Raw genomic sequence first — 16711 nt, forward strand, 5'->3', positions numbered from 1 at the left:
TATATGCAAAGAAAACCCATTATGCTGGATTTTGATTATTGAAACTTTTCCATTGCACTAATTATCTGATCCCTCGACCAAAGGCACATTTCCCGCGAAGTCTCGCGTGGTATTGTGTCGTCAATTCTGTATAAAACATCTTTGGGGAAGTTGTACGGAGCTGAAAACAAATCTATCAAACGAAAAGACCCGGTTACTATATCTTGGTTACTAAATGCGCCATTATTGACATAGGTAGTGGTCAGCAGGTACGGGATTCCTGAATCAATAAAATTTTGAAGAGCCAGCTTTGTGTCCTTGTAGGCCAGGTGAAACAAACAATCTCTGCATATCATCAAATCGGATGCTGGAAAGCTATCCTTAGTGATGTCCATATGAATAAATGTCGTTTTGGCGTTTTTGTAATTTGAATTGTGTGCGTCGACCAGGGCGCGGACGATGTCGCCTCCAATGTAGTTGACCTGTATATTCTTGAGCGCTTCTCTCATCCAATGAAAATCTCCGCAGGGGGCATCGAATATCGTTTGAATCGAGAACTTTTCAACAAGCCCCGGCAACTGCCGCCTCAAGTTTTGAGACGCTTCAAGGGTGGAGCCGTTTCCGCTGACGCTTTCAAAATTACCCCAGTAGTTATTACGATAGATTTCAGTAAACCTGTCCTCAATGTTTTGGAATCTGGAAACTTTCTCTTCAATGGTTTGTTTTCGAATCACTCTTCGATACAAAACTCTAAATGAGTGTTCTGTCAATTTATAAATGGTACGAGGTATTCCTATGCTGTTGAACGAGGCTGAGATTTTACTGACGATTTTGTTCATAGTGTTTTCAGAGGATTATTGAGAAGAGGGGGGCAAAGGTGGTCATGCCCATTGCAAGAATATTCTCCCGAATATAGTTCCATAAGATGACAGATATGCGACGGGTTAATAGTCCTCTTGAGCTAAATTTGAGTAACTACCGATATTTTGTTCCTCGCGGGGACTACAGTGAACTATGAATTCATTCTGACTCAGTAAACCCTTTGTAATATCACTGAGAGACAATCTTATGAGGCAGAGAGGTTGCCGGCGTCCATTTCCTCAGGCCGTTTATTGCCCGGTGAAATCGTTTATCCGCATGACGAATATCGTTTTTAATTACTTTCGAATACATTTAGGACTTTCGGGACATGGATATAAGCAGCGAAATCAAATTGCAGCGGGATTACTACGCACGGACTGCAAACGTATACGAAGAGCTGCATGTGCAGGAGGGCGACGAACACTATTTTGCCCTGGCCTGGATGGCAGCATTGATTGGACAGTATGGATACCGTTCGGTACTCGATGTCGGTGCGGGAACCGGAAGAGGTTTGATTTTCCTGAAAACCATGTTCCCCGGGCTGAGAGTGGTCGGTGTTGAGCCTTCCCCGGAGTTGCGCCAGATTGGCCATGACAAGGGATTGAGCCAAGAGGAACTGAGAGACGGTGATGCACTCAATCTGGCGTTTGCCAATGGCGCATTTGATCTGGTGTGCGAGTTTGGGGTGTTGCATCATGTCAAGTATCCGCGCCAGATGCTGGGAGAGATGCTGCGCGTGGCCAAGTCCGGCTTGTTTGTCTCGGATGACAATCACTTTGCCTGTGGCTCACTGCCTAACCAGATTACCAAGCGTTTTCTGCGCAGCATGCATCTATGGAAGGCGGCCTATTGGCTGCGCACCGGGGGCAAGTGCTACGCTATTAGCGAAGGTGATGGCCTGTCCTACGCCTATTCTGTATTCGACGATTACGATTTCATCCGCAAGCGCTGCAAGCAAGTTCATATGGTCAACACTTGCGGCAGCGGTGCCAACCTTTACCGCTCTGCCCAGAATGTGGCGCTGTTCGGGCGCAAGCATCCATAGTGTCAACTAAGCTGTGATGTGACAGCCTGGGTGGCAGACGAATTCACAAAGGTGTCACAAGACTAGGCCAAACTCCGCTGTTGAACAAAACAGGGGACACTGGTTTGGAAGCCTTAAAAGTACAATTTCAACAAAGCACCGGTGCCAAGCCCTGGATAGCCGTATTCGATCTGAAAGTAACAAAGAACAGCCCGGCTGGCAGTTGTGTGCTGGCAGAAGTACTCGGTCTGGCGGATGAATTTGATATCACCGTATTCTCGGATGCGTTCGATAACGACAACACCGGGCGTGTACGCTGGGTGAGGGTACCCTTGCCCGGCAAGCCGGGAATTTTGCGCTACGTATTTTTCAACCTGCTGGCACCGCGCGCATTGCGCAAGCACATCGCGCAGCGCGGTACTCCGCCTGTTCTGATCCAGGCGACACAGGGTCAATTCATCGGCGCCGATATTTGTTATGCCCATTTCTGTCATCGGTCCTATCTGGAACATCAGTGGCAATTTCAAAAAGCACGAGGTTTGCGCAGACTGGTACGCTGGATCACTCACCAATACAATGCGACGACTGAGCGGCTTTCTTTCCTCAAGGCTGCTCAGGTGGTAACGCCTTCTCAAGGTCTGGTTAGGGAGTTGACCCAGACTTATTCTTTCCTCAAAGCTCGGGTGATCGCAATTCCAAATCCGGTTGATGTTGAATCATTCGCACGTCCGGAAGGGTTTGACCGTAACCCGCTTCTTGCGCGATTGGGTTTACCGGTTTATTCGCGCGTGCTGTGCTTCGCGGCGCTGGGTGATTTTTCCCGCAAGGGGCTTGGAGTGCTGCTGGAAGCTTTGTCTGGGATAAGCGATCTATCGGTAAGGTTGCTGGTAGTGGGTGGGAATGCAGGGGAAATTGCCGAGTTCAACGAGATTGCCAGAAAACTGAACGTGTCACAGCGGGTTGCATTTGCCGGTTACCAGAGCGATGTTAGGCAGTATTTGTGGGCATCCGATCTGTTTGTGTTGCCTTCCTTGTACGAAACTTTTGCGCTGGTGGTCATGCAGGCCATGGCTGCAGGTGTACCTGCCATCGTGACCCGTTTGCACGGTGTCGAAGACTATGCGGTGCAGGGCGAGAATGCCTGGTTTGTTGAACGCAATCCCGATGCAGTGCGTGCGGCGATCGTCACTGTGTTAAGCGACGAAAAACTGCTGCAATCGGCTCGAATTACCGCCAGCCAGACGGTGGCCCGCTATGACAAGGCGCCTTTCGTGGAAGCTTGGCGCAAGTGCATGCGCGAGGCAATCGCTGCCAAGTTAAATGATGGGATGTCAGATTCAGTTAAAACTCCGGTTCAACTCCAGACGCAAATGCAAAACAAGATCTAAATCGCACAATGCTTATGAAATCATCCGGCGCTTGCCGCGTTGCCATCGTCACCAATATCCCCGCACCCTACCGGTTGCCGGTATATGAGGTTTTGGCCGCCGATCCGCAGATTGAGCTGAAGGTGTTTTTTTGCAGTGGACGCGAGCCCGATCGTAGCTGGGACTTGCGCGAGGCACGTTTTGATCAGGTGTATCTGCGCGAACGATTCATCAGCTACCGTGGTCGCTTCATCCATTTCAATCCTGACGTATGGAGTGAGTTGGATTCGTATCGCCCGGAGGTGGTGATCACCACCGGATTCAACCCCACGCATCTGTTCGCCTATTTGTATGCGCGCACGTTTGGTCTCAAGCATGTCGCCATGACTGACGGGACATTGAAGTCGGAAGAAAAACTTTCGGGTATCCATCGCTGGATCAGGCGCAGGGTGTTCTCCGGTACGCAAGCTTTCATTGGGGCAAGCGATGGCGCTTTTGATCTTTACCGGTCATATGATATTGGCGAGGATCGGATTTTCAAGTCGCATTTGTGCGCCAACAACGCTGCATTTTTTGCCGCATCGGACATCGAAAAAAAATACGATTTCATTTTCTGCGGCCGCTTCGTGGACGTGAAGAATCCATTGTTTGTGCTCGAAGTGGCACGGCAGGTGGCTCGTTACCTGGAACGCAGAATCGTTGTGGCCTTTGTAGGCTCGGGAGAAATGGAAGCCGGAATGCGGGCCCTGGCTGCGACGATGTCGGCAGAGGTAGAGGCTATTTTTACCGGCTTTGCCCGTCAGGATGAGCTGCCAACATTATACGGCGCTGCCCGGATTTTCATGTTCCCGACGCAATGGGATCCTTGGGGGGTAGTGGCGAACGAGGCCTGTGCCTCCGGTTTGCCTGTACTGGTAACGCCTTTTGCCGGAGCGGCAGGGGAACTGGTGCGGAATGGACAAAATGGCTATGTGCTTCCACTCGAACCGGCTTCCTGGGTAAATGCGTCTGCCAATCTGCTGACTGACGACGATCTGTATGCAAGGTTCTCGCAACGCAGCTGCGAACTGGTCGGCGAGTACAGCTACGAAAATGCAGCACTTGGAATCAGGAATGCTGCGCTCGCAGCAGCCGGTCGGAGAATGCACACATGAGAGTGCAGCACTACTTGGCGGGTTGTCTGGTGAATGGGTATAAATCTTCTGTGACAATGCCATGCGTATCCTGATTGCGCACAATGCCTATCAGCAAAAAGGCGGAGAAGATGGCGTCGTGGCATCGGAACTGCAGTTACTGAGCAGCCGAGGCGTTGAAGTTGCAGTGTATTCCCGCCATAACGACGATATTGTGGGGATGTCGCGGCTCGCACTGGCCGGACAAACCGTCTGGTCTTCGCGTACCGAAGCGGACATAGCAAAGCGGGTGGCCGATTTTCGCCCTGATGTGATCCATGCCCACAACACTTTTCCGCTCATATCTCCTTCCCTTTATCTGTCGGCAGGCAAGGCGGGCGTGCCGGTGGTGCAAACATTGCACAATTTCCGGCTGTTTTGTCCGCAGGCGATGTTATTGCGCAACGGCAAGGTGTGCGAGGACTGTTTGGGAAAATTGCCCTGGCGCGGTGTGGTGCGAGGGTGTTATCGCGGTTCCAGGGCGCAATCGGCAGTGATCGGTGGCATGCAGGTATTGCACCGGGCGCTTGGTACTTATCGCAACAAGGTGACGAGATATATTGCACTCAATGAATTCTGCCGCAATAAGTTTATCGAGGGTGGGCTGCCGGCGAAACGGATAGTGGTGAAGCCGAATTTTGTAGATGTACCTGCCGGTGTTGAAGAGACACGGCTAGGCGGTTTGTTCGTGGGGCGATTGTCCGCAGAAAAAGGTATTGATGTTCTCATGCATGCCATGGGCCATGTGCCGAGATATCCACTGAAAGTAATCGGAAGCGGGCCGGAGGAATCGCTCTTGGGTTCGCATGCAAATGTCCACGGGCTGGGCTTTATGTCCAGGGATCAAATATTCAGTCATATGCGTCAAGCCGCCTATTTGCTCATGCCAAGTATCTGGTATGAAAACTTTCCGCTTACGCTCGTGGAAGCTTTTGCCTGCGGTCTGCCGGTGATCGCCAGCCGCATGGGGGCGATGGCGGAATTGATCGAGGAAGGCAAGACGGGCCTGCTGTTCGAACCCGGCTCCGCGGTGGATTTGGCGAATAAGATTAAGTGGGCCGAGGCGAACCCGGAGGCAATGATTAAAATGGGGAAGCATGCCCGTCAAGAATACGAGGCGAAATACACATCAGAGCGCAATTTCGTGCAATTGATGGGGATATATGCCGAAGCAATCTCTGCGTGAGCAGCGAAGCAAGCCGAAAATGAATCAACGGAGCCTCCAATAATTCGTCACACCGGCGTAGGCCGGTGTCCAGTCGATTGAAAACACCGGATTCCGGCCTTCGCCGCAATGACGAAATCTGAATTACTAGAGGTCCCGTCAATTAAATACATCGGTAAAACCCCGAATACGACGGCGTACCGCCAATCCATAAATGTCTGAAAAGCCAGTATCCGCTTTATTACAGCTTTTCCAAATTCCGTAATAGTCCGTTTGGACTAGCCTATCCGTAATTCTCCGTACAAATTGTTTCATATTGCTTTTATAAAGTGCCATCCACTCGGGTGTCCCTTGTTTGCAGTGATTGCAAAGTAACTGGAGAAATCATGGATCATGGAATTTTGTTTTCAAAACAATTTATCGTTCTCGGATTGTCAGCCTTGTTTGCACTGTCGGGAAATGCCATGGCAACGACGACGGATTTGGGAGCGCAATCTGCGCCGGTCAGTCTGTCTTTCGGAGACTCATTTTTCGCGCCGCAAAACCAATTTTATGATGATTACCTGTTCAGCATTTCTCCATCATCAGTTGACTCAATTGCATCCACGATCAGCCTCGGGAATCTGTTCGGCATTAACAATCTCCAATCAAGACTCTACAGCGGGACAGTCACTACTACGGGCGTGCCCAGTGGACTGCTTGAAGCATGGAGTACCGCAATTCAAATAACCGGGACGGGCTATACCGGAACGATGGCTGTGATTAGCCCGATCACCTTGGGTGCCGGCAACTATATTCTGGAAGTCAGGGGAGATGTCGTCGGAACGTCCGGGGGCAGCTACGCAGGGTCACTTAACATTTCACCGGTGCCCGAGGCTGCGGAATGGTTGCTGATGTTGATCGGCTTGGCTATTGTCGGTTTTGTGGCCGTTCGCCGCAGGCAGAATGATGTTGGGGAAGTGTCCGGGATGCACGGGGCATATCGTGAGGGTGCGAAGGTGATAGGTTCTTTCATCCATGCGCTGTCCTGGGATGAAACACTGAATCGCATCACAACATGGGCCAAGGCGCGCGAGTCGCGCTATGTTTGTATCTGCAATGTTCATTCCGTGATTACGGCCACTCAGGATGCAGGGTTCAAGAATGTGTTGAGGCATGCGGATATGGCCACGCCAGATGGAATGCCGATTGCATGGATGTTGCGCAAGATGGGCTTTGCAAAGCAAGAGCGCATAAACGGTCCGGATTTGATGTGGAAATACTGTGCCCAAGCATCACGTAGCGGCGAAGCGGTGTATTTCTACGGTAGTACTTTTGAAACGCTGCAGCTGATGTCCGTGAAGTTGCGGAGAGCGTTTCCCGGGCTGCATATCGGTGGTGTCTATTCGCCGTTGCGTGTCGAAGGCGAGGCCGGGGCAGAGGATGAGGCGATCATTTCTGCCATCAACGAATCCGGAGCCGGTGTCGTGTTCGTCGGCCTGGGTTGTCCAAAACAGGAGAAATGGATGGCAACGCACCGCCATCGCATTCGCGCGGTAATGATAGGCGTCGGTGCGGCGTTTGATTACCACGCCGGAACGGTGCAGCGTGCGCCGGTATGGATGCAGCGCAACGGTCTGGAATGGTCCTATCGTCTTTTCTCGGATCCGCGCCGTTTGTGGAAACGTTATTTTGTCACTAATTCAATGTTTATTATCCGGGCAAGTTTGCAACTATTGCAGTATTCATGGAGAAACATGAGTTTCCCCCGCTTCACCAGTCGTCACCCAACTTTGAGTTTGAAGCAACGCGGAGTCGATGTTTCGACAGCGGTATCTGGCAGAGCTTGAAGCTTGAGATAGTGATGATTTTAAGATTCGGACTCAATAAATGATTTTAATTACAGGCGGTGCCGGCTATATTGGTTCTCATACTTGTGTTGAATTGCTCAAGGCAGGACATGAGGTGGTTGTTGTCGATAATCTCAGCAACAGCCGGATTGAGGCATTGCATCGCGTTGAAAGAATCGCGGGCAAGACGGTTTCGTATGTTATTGCGAATTTGAATGACAGGAACGCGCTACGGCAGCTGTTTTCTTCCTACCGGATTGAGGCAGTGATTCATTTTGCGGGTCTTAAAGCAGTGGGTGAATCGGTAATCAAACCGCTGCAATATTATTTCAACAATGTCAGTGGCAGTATTGCCCTGTTTGAAACGATGGCGGAATTTGGCGTGAAGCGCCTGGTTTTCAGTTCATCCGCCACGGTCTACGGCGATCCGCATGCAGTGCCGATACATGAAGATTTTCCGCTTGTTGCAACGAACCCGTATGGTCGTAGCAAACTGATGGTTGAGGATATTTTGCGCGATCTTGCGCAATCCGATTCGTCCTGGCGCATCGCGTTGCTTCGATATTTCAATCCGGTGGGCGCGCATGAGAGCGGATTGATCGGCGAAGACCCGAGCGGCATCCCAAATAACCTGATGCCATTTGTGAGTCAGGTCGCAATAGGGAGGCGTGAGGAGTTAATGGTATTCGGTAACGATTACCCCACGCACGACGGTACCGGCGTGCGGGACTACATTCATGTACTGGATCTGGCAGTAGGACATTTGGCCGCCTTGGAGGCGCTCGATAAACAAAAGGCAACGCTGACCGTCAATCTCGGCACCGGGCGCGGCTATAGCGTGCTGGATGTCATACATGCATTCGAGAAAGCCAGCGATCGTGCCGTTCCATTTCGCATTACGGAACGGCGTCCAGGCGATATCGCAGCCTGCTATGCAGATTCGGCGCGAGCGTTCGAGTTGATGGGATGGCAAGCAGTCCGCGATCTGGAGACGATGTGCCGCGATGCCTGGAACTGGCAATCGAGAAATCCTCGCGGATATATCGGGAAATGATAGCTTGTATGCGTATTTGAAATCCTGTTAATCGGTTGCCAATCCCTGACGATTTCTACGGCGATTTGCAGCAAAGCCGAGCAGGGCCAGGCCGCAGGCCATCAGAATATACTCGGCAGGTTCCGGTATTGGGCTTACCGGAAATCCGTCATCGCGATTCCACTCGTGCTGATTGATGTCTCTGTCACCGATATTAGGTATATGCGGTTCACTGCCATCTTGTTCCGGGTGCTGTCTGGAACTGTTCAGGAAACTTTCAAAGCTCGGGCCGTTTGGGTCGGCAGCAAAGGTGAAGTTGCCGTCTTTGCCTGACGCGGAGAAAATGAAGCGGACATTGGAATTGGTAAAGTCACCGGCGGTGTTGTGACTGAAAGTAGTTGAGTCTTGAGTATTGAAAATCGATGAAGATTGCCGATCCAACGCCGTGGCAGTGGCGTTGATGCTGAAAAGGCCTAAACAGGCGAACATAACTAGTGCTATCTGGAACTTAGCATGCTGTTTCATGAGGTGCTCTCCATAAAGATTAGTAAAAATATTCGTTGATGGTTGGCTGGTAATTGAAAATGCAAAATTCCGGTACTCGCTGGAATGAGAAAACCTGCGCCGTTACTGACAAGGAAACGCCGGTAAAGTTCGTTCGACCCGATCCTTCGACTCTGCGCAGGACATGATTGATATTTCCGCAATAATTAAAGATGACAACAGTCGATCCTGCCGGAAAAGGGGCGGTATTATCTGATTGGAATGTTGCAAATTTTGGTACAACATCGATGTGCAATATGAGCCGTTCGGACCAGCTTCCGATTTGGCAATTCACTCCGTGCGTCCCTGCTTAAATCTGAAATATCATTCGGTATAGAATTGCGATCTGCCGGATACTACTGAAAAGCGATATGAAAAAAATCAAAGGAATGATCCTTGCCGCAGGACAGGGCACACGAGTTAGGCCGCTTACGCAGAATCTTCCCAAACCCATGATCCCCATTCTCGGCAAACCGGTCATGGAATATCTGATAGAGCATCTGGCGAAATTCGGCGTCGATGAAATCATGGTCAACGTCGCATACAAGCATTACAAGATCGAAAACTACTTCGGCAATGGCAGTCGCTGGGGCGTGGATATCGGCTATTCCTTTGAAGGAAAGTACGAATACGGAGAGATCACCCCGAAGGCGATGGGCTCCGCCGGCGGTATGCGCAAAATCCAGGATTTTGGCGGCTTCTTCGATACCACCACGATCGTGCTCTGCGGTGATGCGCTGATCGACCTCGATATCGAAGCTGCGGTGCTGGAACACAAAGCCAAAAAGGCGATGGCCAGCGTCATTACGCTGGAAGTGCCGAATCTTGAGGTCAGCAACTACGGCGTAGTCGAAACCGACAAGGAAGGCCGCATCGTCGCCTTTCAGGAAAAGCCCAAGCCGGAAGAAGCGCGCTCCAACTTTGCCAGTACCGGCATCTATATTTTCGAACCGGAAGTAATCAACCTCATCCCGCCGGGCATGGTGTTCGATATTGGCAGCCAGCTATTTCCCATGCTCGCGGAAAAGGGCATGCCTTTTTATGCGCAAAAGCGCTTTTTCAACTGGATCGATATAGGCCATGTGCACGATTACTGGGTGGTATTGCAGCGAGTACTGAACGGCGAGATCGTGCAAATGCAGATGCCCGGCAAAGAAATCAAACCCGGAGTCTGGGTGGGACTCAACACACGCATCGACTGGGATCACGTCAAGATCATAGGGCCGGTGTATATCGACTCCGGTGTGTGCATCGAGGCGGGTGCCGAGATCGTCGGGCCGGCCTGGATCACACGCGGATCGCACATTTGCAAGAATGCCCGTGTCGTTCGTAGCGTGCTATTGGAATACACGCGTATCAGTGCCAACATGACGTTCGAGGAAGCTATCGTCTCGCCAAGTTATTATGTCGAACACCGTTCCGGCGAAACATACTACATCGGCGATGACCGTACGCAACAGCGCTGGGGAGATGCTCGGGGGCGATGAAGGATATCTCACCCCGTCAAATCAAGCGTGCGTATTCAAGTTGCGGCTGTGCACTACCAAAAGCGCGAAGCCTTTAACCCAAATAGTCCATTCGCAAAAACTGCGTCATTCCGGCGAAGGCCGGAATCCAGATGATTAAAATATCCCCACGAAAGTGGGACAACATCATGGTTTTGTCCGCTTCGCGGCATGTTTTCGTGACTGGATTCTGGCCTTCGCCGGAATGACGGTCTAATAAACCATTTGGGTTAAAAGGAACAATATTATTCGATAACAGTGCTTACTTCGCGCCCGTAATAATCCTGAAAACGTACGATATCATCCTCACCGAGGTAAGCTCCTGACTGCACCTCGATGATTTCCAAAGGAACAATACCGGGATTTTTCAAACGATGGGGAGTTCCCAAAGGAATATAAGTCGACTGGTTTTCCGCCAGAATCAATACCTCGTCCCCTCGTGTCACTTGCGCTGTTCCGGTGACCACGATCCAATGTTCGGCGCGGTGATAATGCATTTGCATGGAGAGGCTCGCCCCGGGGTTCACCACGATGCGCTTTACCTGAAAACGTGGGCCGCTATCAATACTGTCGTAGTTGCCCCAGGGACGATGCACCTTGCGGTGGACGACAGGCTCGGAACGACCGGAAGCTTTCAGCGTCGACACCATATCTTTCATATGATCAATGTGGTCGCGACTGGCGACAAGAACTGCATCGGGAGTTTCGATGACAATCATGTTGTCGAGACCGATGCATGCGACCAGGCGACTTTTCGCCATGACCAGGCTGCCGTTGCTTTTGATTGCGACTACGTTTTCGCTGAGAACATTCCCATTGTCGTCCTTTTTGCCGATATCCAGCAGCGCACCCCAAGCACCGACATCCGACCATCCCGCATCCATCGGGATTACTACTGCCCTTGAATTGCCGTCTGCGGGGCAGGCGATCTTTTCCATGACAGCGTAGTCGATGGAGTCGGAAGGGCATTTTGCAAATGCATCGTGGGGTATGCGAATGAATGCATGATCGCGAGTGGCGATCGTAAAAGAGTGCTGGCAAGCCAGCAGAATGTCGGGACGGAACTTTCCGATGAGTTCGATCCAGGTAGAAGCCCTTACCATGAAGATACCGCTGTTCCAGAAATACCGACCGCTGGCCAGATAGCCCTCAGCTGTTTCAAGGTGTGGTTTCTCGACGAACTCGGCAATCGAGAAAAGACCGTCGGACAACTGGTCCGAAGCTCGTATGTAGCCGTAACCGGTTTCCGGCGTATCGGGAACGATGCCAAAAGTGACTACATTTCCCTCTTGCGCCGATGGCAATGCCAGATTCGCCGCGTGACGGAATGCCGCCAATTGAGTTATCACGTGGTCGGCGGGCATGACCAGAAGAAGCGGGTCACCGTCATTGCCCAGCGCATATAGTGCGGCCAGGGTCAATGCCGGTGCGGTATTGCGGCCTACGGGTTCAAGTATGATCCCTTGCGGGTGCACGTTGACCTGTTGCAATTGTTGCTGAGTAATAAAGCGCGAAGCTTCGTTGCAGATAATCAACGGCTGTTCTATCTGGATATCCGGCCCATTGAATGAAGCATCCAGGCGCAAGGCCGTAGACTGGAGCATGGTGGTATCACCGCATAGCGCCAACAATTGCTTGGGATACTCTTCACGTGACAAAGGCCACAGGCGAGTGCCGGAACCGCCGCTTAAAATTACTGGAATCAGCTGCATGATTTATCTTTCCTGAATTGAGTAAATGTAGGTCGGCGTTGCTCCAGCAGAGCGGCGATTAGTATGCATACCGGTCCTTGATCACGACCTGGATGGTTTTAAGAACAATGTAAAGATCAAGTCGCAGAGACCAGTTTCTGAGGTAATCCAGATCGAAGTCGATGCGTTTTTTCATCTTGTCGAGAACTTCAGTTTCGCCGCGATAGCCGTTGACCTGAGCCCACCCCGTGATGCCTGGTTTCACTTTGTGCCGCACCATGTAGCCATCGATAAGCTTGCGGTATTGTTCGTTATGCGCGACTGCGTGCGGGCGGGGGCCGACCACACTCATCTTTCCTTGCAACACATTGATAAATTGCGGCAGCTCGTCCAGCGATGTTTTGCGCAGGAATGCGCCAAGCGGTGTGATACGACGGTCATTTTTCTGCGCCTGAGGAATGTTGGGGCCGTCCTCGGTGACCGTCATCGAGCGGAATTTGTAGACGACGATTTCATGCCCATCCAGGCCGTAGCGACGCTGCCTGAAAATGACAGGGCCAGGCGAAGTGAGCTTGATGCCAATCGAGATGATTGCCATGATAGGCGCGATCATCATGAGAATGAGGATCGACAATATGATATCGCTCAAGCGTTTGATGATGCCGTCGAATCCGGTGAAAGGAGTCTCGCAGACTGCGACGACTGGCAGTCCGGATACAGTGCTCAGCCGCCCCTGGATCAGGTCGGTCACAAAAATATCCGGCACAAAATAGATCGAGGCAGTTGTGTCGCGTAATCCATCCAGCAAGGACATGATGCGCGGCTGGGTAGACATGGGCATTGACAGGTAGATCAGCGGAATTTTGTTTTCATTGACGAACTGGGGCAGCTCGCGGATTTTGCCCAGGACGGAACGTTCGTAGGGATGAGCCAGACGGCTGACAACGCGGTCATCGAAAAACCCAAGTATCCTGATGTTCGAATACGGATCTTCTTTTAGGCGCTGTGCCAGTTCCATGCTCTGTTCATTGACGCCGACCACGACGGCATATTTGATTTCCCCCTGAAGCTTCAGGATAGATGGCGCGACCTGACGTACCAGAAGCTGAACCGCGATTTGGCTTGCGGGTGCCAACCAGAACCAGGCAATGAGGATATCGGTATCAAAATATGACAGATAGTGGCTGGCGTAACCGAAGAATGCCAACAAACCGACCTTGACCACCCAATCGAACAAGACATGGCTGATCTTGCGCAGCATTGGCAAATGCAGTTGCGCATCGCCGGGGAAACTGATCGCGAACATCAACAGCGAAAGAATAAAATAGGGCGGTGTCAACTCTGTATTGTGTATCAGTACAAGGAAATAGAGCGTAACGATGGCAGTCAAAGGATCGATGAACGCCCCGACCAGGTTCAACAGACTTGACCGGTCGATGGTAATGGAGGCGGTTCGCCGGAAAGAAGGGGGTGCTTTAGTTTGAGTCGTCATGATTTCCAGAGTTGAACATTACTGAGACACAAAAATAATTACGCAATCTCAAGTGAAACATCTCGTGTAGCCGACATTTGCCGATTCAGCCGCCACCGGAAAAAAAGAAATATGGATAAAAGCGACTTTGGAACCGGGAGCGCAATCTTCCACGAAGAATGTTACGTTTTTGTGGAGTAAGCCAAGTTGTTTGAAGATTACAGACTGCAGCGCAAACAGGGAGCGGACTGCGTCGTATTTGAAATATTGATTACAGCGGCGTGTCAATGCAACGTATCGCCACTTCAAGCGAGATAATCCATCCGGTGTTTCCGGCACGGCGAAACGCAACACGTAGAGTCCATTGATGCGAAAAGGACTAGTCGCGGTTATGTATTTGTCACAAAGAATTAATTTGTATGACATTCAAGAAAAATAGAATCGCACGCTGTGTAAAAAAACCTGTTAACGATCCAGTTCAATAATTATTTAGGTCCATCTTCCGGGTGAAATATGAAGATCAGGCAATTGGCATGTCCTTCAGTATTGATATTGTTTTCTCTGGCTTCAAGTGTGCCCGCTTTTGCAACGACATACGACGACTTGAATCTCATATCGGCGGCAGGCCGTGGCGATCTTAGAATATTCAAGATGATGCTGGACATGGGTGCGAATCCGAACGCGCTCGACCATGGCCAAAATTCGGCGATCCTGATGGCGGCCTATCACAGCAAACGCGATATGGTGCGCAGACTCATCGAGTTGCACGCAGACGTCAATGTATTGGGAAGTATCGGGTTTACGCCGCTTGGTGCCGCGGCGATGCGCGGGGATGCCGGGATCGTCAGGATGTTGATCGAAGCCGGCGCGCGCCTGAACGTGCATGACTATGAGGGAGAAACGCCGCTGTTGAGAGCCATACGTGCCCAACGCGACGAGAACCTGAAAATTCTCCTTGATGCGGGTGCCAGAACGGATATTGCCAATAACACGGGCGAAACACCGTTGATGGTTGCGGCACAGCTCGGGCGTCTGGATTATGTCGAAACCCTGCTTGCCGAAAAAGCTTATGCCAGTACAAGGAATCCGGATGGCAACACGGCCTTGTATTACGCCATTTTCGAAGGGCACGACGATGTTGCGAAACGACTGATCCGGGCCGGAACGGTCGTCGAAGGTTTGAATAATGGCTACACGCTCTTGCATTGGGCAAAGGCCATGGACAGAAAAGATATCGTGCCGCTTCTTGTGCAGGCAGGGGCAGTCAATTGATGCTCGCTTGCCAAAGCGCATTAACCAGGAGAAACCACAGAACAAATGAACCGATCTAGAGATGACATTATGCTGGTAGGAGAAGAGCCGTCGCGGCTGGCTTCAGTGGTCGATAGCTCCTTGCGCGTATCGAACGAGCAGCAATTCTTTTCCTGGGTTCAGGGAGAATTGCAGTATTTGCTGTCGCACGAAATCCTGATCTGCGGAATTGCTTCCGGCGCGGATTCGAAGATGCGATGTTATCGATTCTCAAGCACTCGCTACTTCCGGCTGGAACACTTTAATGCCGTGTGCGATCCGGTGAACGGCTTGTTCACACAGATGATGTCGCTAACGCGCAAGACCGGCGGGCCCTGTTTGTTGGGGCCCGGCATTTCCATCGGCGGTTGCGATGAGGCATGGTTGCCGTTGCTCGAAAGCAGCGAATTGCGCAATGTCGCCGCCTATGGACAGCGCGGCACGGACGGTCAGCTGAAGAGCTATTTCTGTTTTGCCCGTATCGGTGAAGAACTCTGTCCTCGCATCATGTATATCCTCGAGGTACTGGCACCCATTCTGGAATCGACATTCTCCCGTGTGGTGTCTCATCAGGGATTCAAAACCCAGGCATATTTTCCAAATGCCATGCTGTTGAGCAAACGCGAAACAGAGGTGCTGCACTTTCTGATGGCGGGAAAATCCAATCAGGTTATAGCGGAAGAACTTTTTCTCAGTCCGTTGACGGTCAAGAATCATGTGCAGAACATCATGAAAAAACTCAGAGTAAAAACGCGCGGCCATGCCGTCACCATTGGTTTGAAAATGGGCCTTTTAATATCGAAAAATGAAATCCAGGGAGAAAGCAATGTCTGAATTGGCCCGTATCGCAAGCGTATTGATCATGTTGTCCGTAATGTACAGCGCCTGTGGCGGCGAACAAGAGATCAGAAAGGCCATTACGGAAAATGCGCCGGACATCAAGATCGTCTCCATCTCCAAATCGCCCTATGCCGGTCTGTATCAGGTTGTCGCCAACGGCTACAGCATTTTCTATACCGATGAAAAGGGCGAAGTCGGATTTTTCGGCAATGTGGTGGATCTCAAAAATCGACAGAACCTGACCCAGCAGGAAAAGGACAAGATCACTGTGATCGATTTTTCAAAATTGCCGCTCGATAAAGCCATCGTCAGGGTCAAAGGCAACGGTACGCGCAAACTCGCCCTGTTTTCCGATCCCGAGTGTCCGTATTGCCAGGGACTCGAAAAACAACTGGAAGGCGTGAACGACGTCACCATCTACACATTTCTGTTGCCGCTCGCCGAACTGCATCCGGGCGCCATGCGCAAAGCGGAATTGATCTGGTGCGCCAAAGACAGAGCCAAGGCCTGGAACGACATGTTGTTGCTGCAAAAGGAACCCGAAGGCAGCAACACAGACTGTCAGACGCCGATCAAGGATATCGCCGAGATCGCCACAAAAAACTGGATCACCGGCACGCCAGGCATCGTTTTCAGCAACGGCAAATTGCTGTTTGGAAATCAGCCGACCGATAAAATCGCCAAGATGCTGGATGCGTCAGCGCCGCAACCTTAGATATTAGGTTGATCAAGGAAACGCTGAACAAGTTCCCTCTCCTACTGGGAGAGGGTTAGGGTGAGGGATAGCTCGTTGAATTTTCACCCTCATCCCAACCTTCTCCCGGGGGAGAAGGAGCGGCTGCGTCCTCTCCCGCTGGGAGAGGATTGAGGAGAGGGTGCCGGTGTCCAGTCGATTGAACCCAAATAGTTCATTAGACCGTCATTCCGGCCCTTCGATAAAC

Annotated in this window: 15 protein-coding genes; 10 read left to right on the forward strand and 5 right to left on the reverse strand. The window is 51.2% G+C overall.

What is annotated here, in order from left to right; translation table 11 throughout:
- Positions 1–35 precede the first annotated feature (35 nt).
- Entirely contained in the window at positions 36–818 is a 783-nt protein-coding gene (locus tag QOY30_RS04915; protein ID WP_283743517.1) for a class I SAM-dependent methyltransferase, read from the reverse strand.
- A 350-nt stretch (positions 819–1168) separates the two neighbouring features.
- Between QOY30_RS04915 and QOY30_RS04920 the strand changes: the two genes are divergently transcribed.
- The 6 genes from QOY30_RS04920 (at position 1169) to galE (ending at position 8451) form a co-directional block, all read left to right on the forward strand.
- Positions 1169–1885 (forward strand): class I SAM-dependent methyltransferase, encoded by a 717-nt coding sequence (locus QOY30_RS04920; RefSeq protein ID WP_283743518.1) that lies wholly within the window; start codon positions 1169–1171, stop codon positions 1883–1885.
- A 104-nt stretch (positions 1886–1989) separates the two neighbouring features.
- Positions 1990–3252: a glycosyltransferase family 4 protein gene (locus tag QOY30_RS04925; protein WP_283743519.1), complete on the forward strand. Its 1263-nt coding sequence runs from the start codon at positions 1990–1992 to the stop codon at positions 3250–3252.
- A gap of 14 nt (positions 3253–3266) precedes the next feature.
- A complete protein-coding gene (locus QOY30_RS04930; RefSeq protein WP_283743520.1) occupies positions 3267–4385 on the forward strand; it encodes a glycosyltransferase in 1119 nt (372 codons plus the stop codon).
- Between the two features lie 61 nt (positions 4386–4446).
- Entirely contained in the window at positions 4447–5589 is a 1143-nt protein-coding gene (locus tag QOY30_RS04935; RefSeq protein ID WP_283743521.1) for a glycosyltransferase, read from the forward strand.
- A 308-nt stretch (positions 5590–5897) separates the two neighbouring features.
- Positions 5898–7397, forward strand: a complete 1500-nt coding sequence (locus QOY30_RS04940) for an FxDxF family PEP-CTERM protein (protein ID WP_283743522.1) — start codon at positions 5898–5900, stop codon at positions 7395–7397.
- 40 nt (positions 7398–7437) lie between these two features.
- Positions 7438–8451: a UDP-glucose 4-epimerase GalE gene (gene galE, locus QOY30_RS04945; protein WP_283743523.1), complete on the forward strand. Its 1014-nt coding sequence runs from the start codon at positions 7438–7440 to the stop codon at positions 8449–8451.
- Between the two features lie 27 nt (positions 8452–8478).
- Here the strand turns inward: galE and QOY30_RS04950 are convergent, their stop codons facing one another.
- On the reverse strand, positions 8479–8955 hold the full coding sequence (locus tag QOY30_RS04950; protein ID WP_283743524.1) for a PEP-CTERM sorting domain-containing protein: 477 nt from the start codon (positions 8953–8955) through the stop codon (positions 8479–8481).
- A gap of 389 nt (positions 8956–9344) precedes the next feature.
- Between QOY30_RS04950 and QOY30_RS04955 the strand changes: the two genes are divergently transcribed.
- Positions 9345–10460, forward strand: a complete 1116-nt coding sequence (locus QOY30_RS04955) for a nucleotidyltransferase family protein (RefSeq protein ID WP_283743525.1) — start codon at positions 9345–9347, stop codon at positions 10458–10460.
- A 263-nt stretch (positions 10461–10723) separates the two neighbouring features.
- Here QOY30_RS04955 and QOY30_RS04960 read toward each other — a convergent pair whose 3' ends face one another.
- The 3 genes from QOY30_RS04960 to QOY30_RS04970 form a co-directional block, all read right to left on the reverse strand.
- Positions 10724–12190, reverse strand: coding sequence for a mannose-1-phosphate guanylyltransferase/mannose-6-phosphate isomerase (locus QOY30_RS04960; RefSeq protein WP_283743526.1), 1467 nt, complete (start codon positions 12188–12190; stop codon positions 10724–10726).
- A 58-nt stretch (positions 12191–12248) separates the two neighbouring features.
- Positions 12249–13583 carry an undecaprenyl-phosphate glucose phosphotransferase gene (locus QOY30_RS04965; protein ID WP_502958707.1) on the reverse strand — a complete coding sequence of 445 codons (1335 nt, stop codon included), beginning with the start codon at positions 13581–13583 and terminating at the stop codon, positions 12249–12251.
- A 126-nt stretch (positions 13584–13709) separates the two neighbouring features.
- Positions 13710–13994: a hypothetical protein gene (locus QOY30_RS04970; RefSeq protein ID WP_283743528.1), complete on the reverse strand. Its 285-nt coding sequence runs from the start codon at positions 13992–13994 to the stop codon at positions 13710–13712.
- A 159-nt stretch (positions 13995–14153) separates the two neighbouring features.
- Between QOY30_RS04970 and QOY30_RS04975 the strand changes: the two genes are divergently transcribed.
- From QOY30_RS04975 to QOY30_RS04985, 3 genes are read left to right on the forward strand one after another with little or no spacing between them, the layout of a single operon-like run.
- Positions 14154–14912, forward strand: a complete 759-nt coding sequence (locus tag QOY30_RS04975; protein ID WP_283743529.1) for an ankyrin repeat domain-containing protein — start codon at positions 14154–14156, stop codon at positions 14910–14912.
- A gap of 45 nt (positions 14913–14957) precedes the next feature.
- Positions 14958–15764, forward strand: a complete 807-nt coding sequence (gene epsA / locus QOY30_RS04980) for an XrtB/PEP-CTERM-associated transcriptional regulator EpsA (protein ID WP_283743530.1) — start codon at positions 14958–14960, stop codon at positions 15762–15764.
- The gene (locus QOY30_RS04985) at positions 15757–16485 is read left to right on the forward strand and encodes a DsbC family protein (RefSeq protein WP_283743531.1); all 729 of its coding nucleotides are present in this window, start codon (positions 15757–15759) and stop codon (positions 16483–16485) included. The genes epsA and QOY30_RS04985 overlap by 8 nt, the downstream gene beginning before the upstream one ends.
- Positions 16486–16711 lie beyond the last annotated feature (226 nt).

It is taken from the genome of Sideroxydans sp. CL21, assembly GCF_902459525.1.
In the GTDB taxonomy this organism is placed as follows: domain Bacteria; phylum Pseudomonadota; class Gammaproteobacteria; order Burkholderiales; family Gallionellaceae; genus Sideroxyarcus.

Excerpts from the sequence above, each read along its gene's own strand:
- QOY30_RS04960 (WP_283743526.1), bottom strand. The coding sequence starts at position 12,190 with ATGCAGCTGATTCCAGTAATTTTAAGCGGCGGTTCCGGCACTCGCCTG.
- QOY30_RS04935 (WP_283743521.1), top strand. The coding sequence starts at position 4,447 with ATGCGTATCCTGATTGCGCACAATGCCTATCAGCAAAAAGGCGGAGAA.
- QOY30_RS04915 (WP_283743517.1), bottom strand. The coding sequence starts at position 818 with ATGAACAAAATCGTCAGTAAAATCTCAGCCTCGTTCAACAGCATAGGA.
- QOY30_RS04985 (WP_283743531.1), top strand. The coding sequence starts at position 15,757 with ATGTCTGAATTGGCCCGTATCGCAAGCGTATTGATCATGTTGTCCGTA.
- epsA (WP_283743530.1), top strand. The coding sequence starts at position 14,958 with ATGAACCGATCTAGAGATGACATTATGCTGGTAGGAGAAGAGCCGTCG.
- QOY30_RS04975 (WP_283743529.1), top strand. The coding sequence starts at position 14,154 with ATGAAGATCAGGCAATTGGCATGTCCTTCAGTATTGATATTGTTTTCT.
- galE (WP_283743523.1), top strand. The coding sequence starts at position 7,438 with ATGATTTTAATTACAGGCGGTGCCGGCTATATTGGTTCTCATACTTGT.
- QOY30_RS04950 (WP_283743524.1), bottom strand. The coding sequence starts at position 8,955 with ATGAAACAGCATGCTAAGTTCCAGATAGCACTAGTTATGTTCGCCTGT.
- QOY30_RS04920 (WP_283743518.1), top strand. The coding sequence starts at position 1,169 with ATGGATATAAGCAGCGAAATCAAATTGCAGCGGGATTACTACGCACGG.
- QOY30_RS04930 (WP_283743520.1), top strand. The coding sequence starts at position 3,267 with ATGAAATCATCCGGCGCTTGCCGCGTTGCCATCGTCACCAATATCCCC.
- QOY30_RS04955 (WP_283743525.1), top strand. The coding sequence starts at position 9,345 with ATGAAAAAAATCAAAGGAATGATCCTTGCCGCAGGACAGGGCACACGA.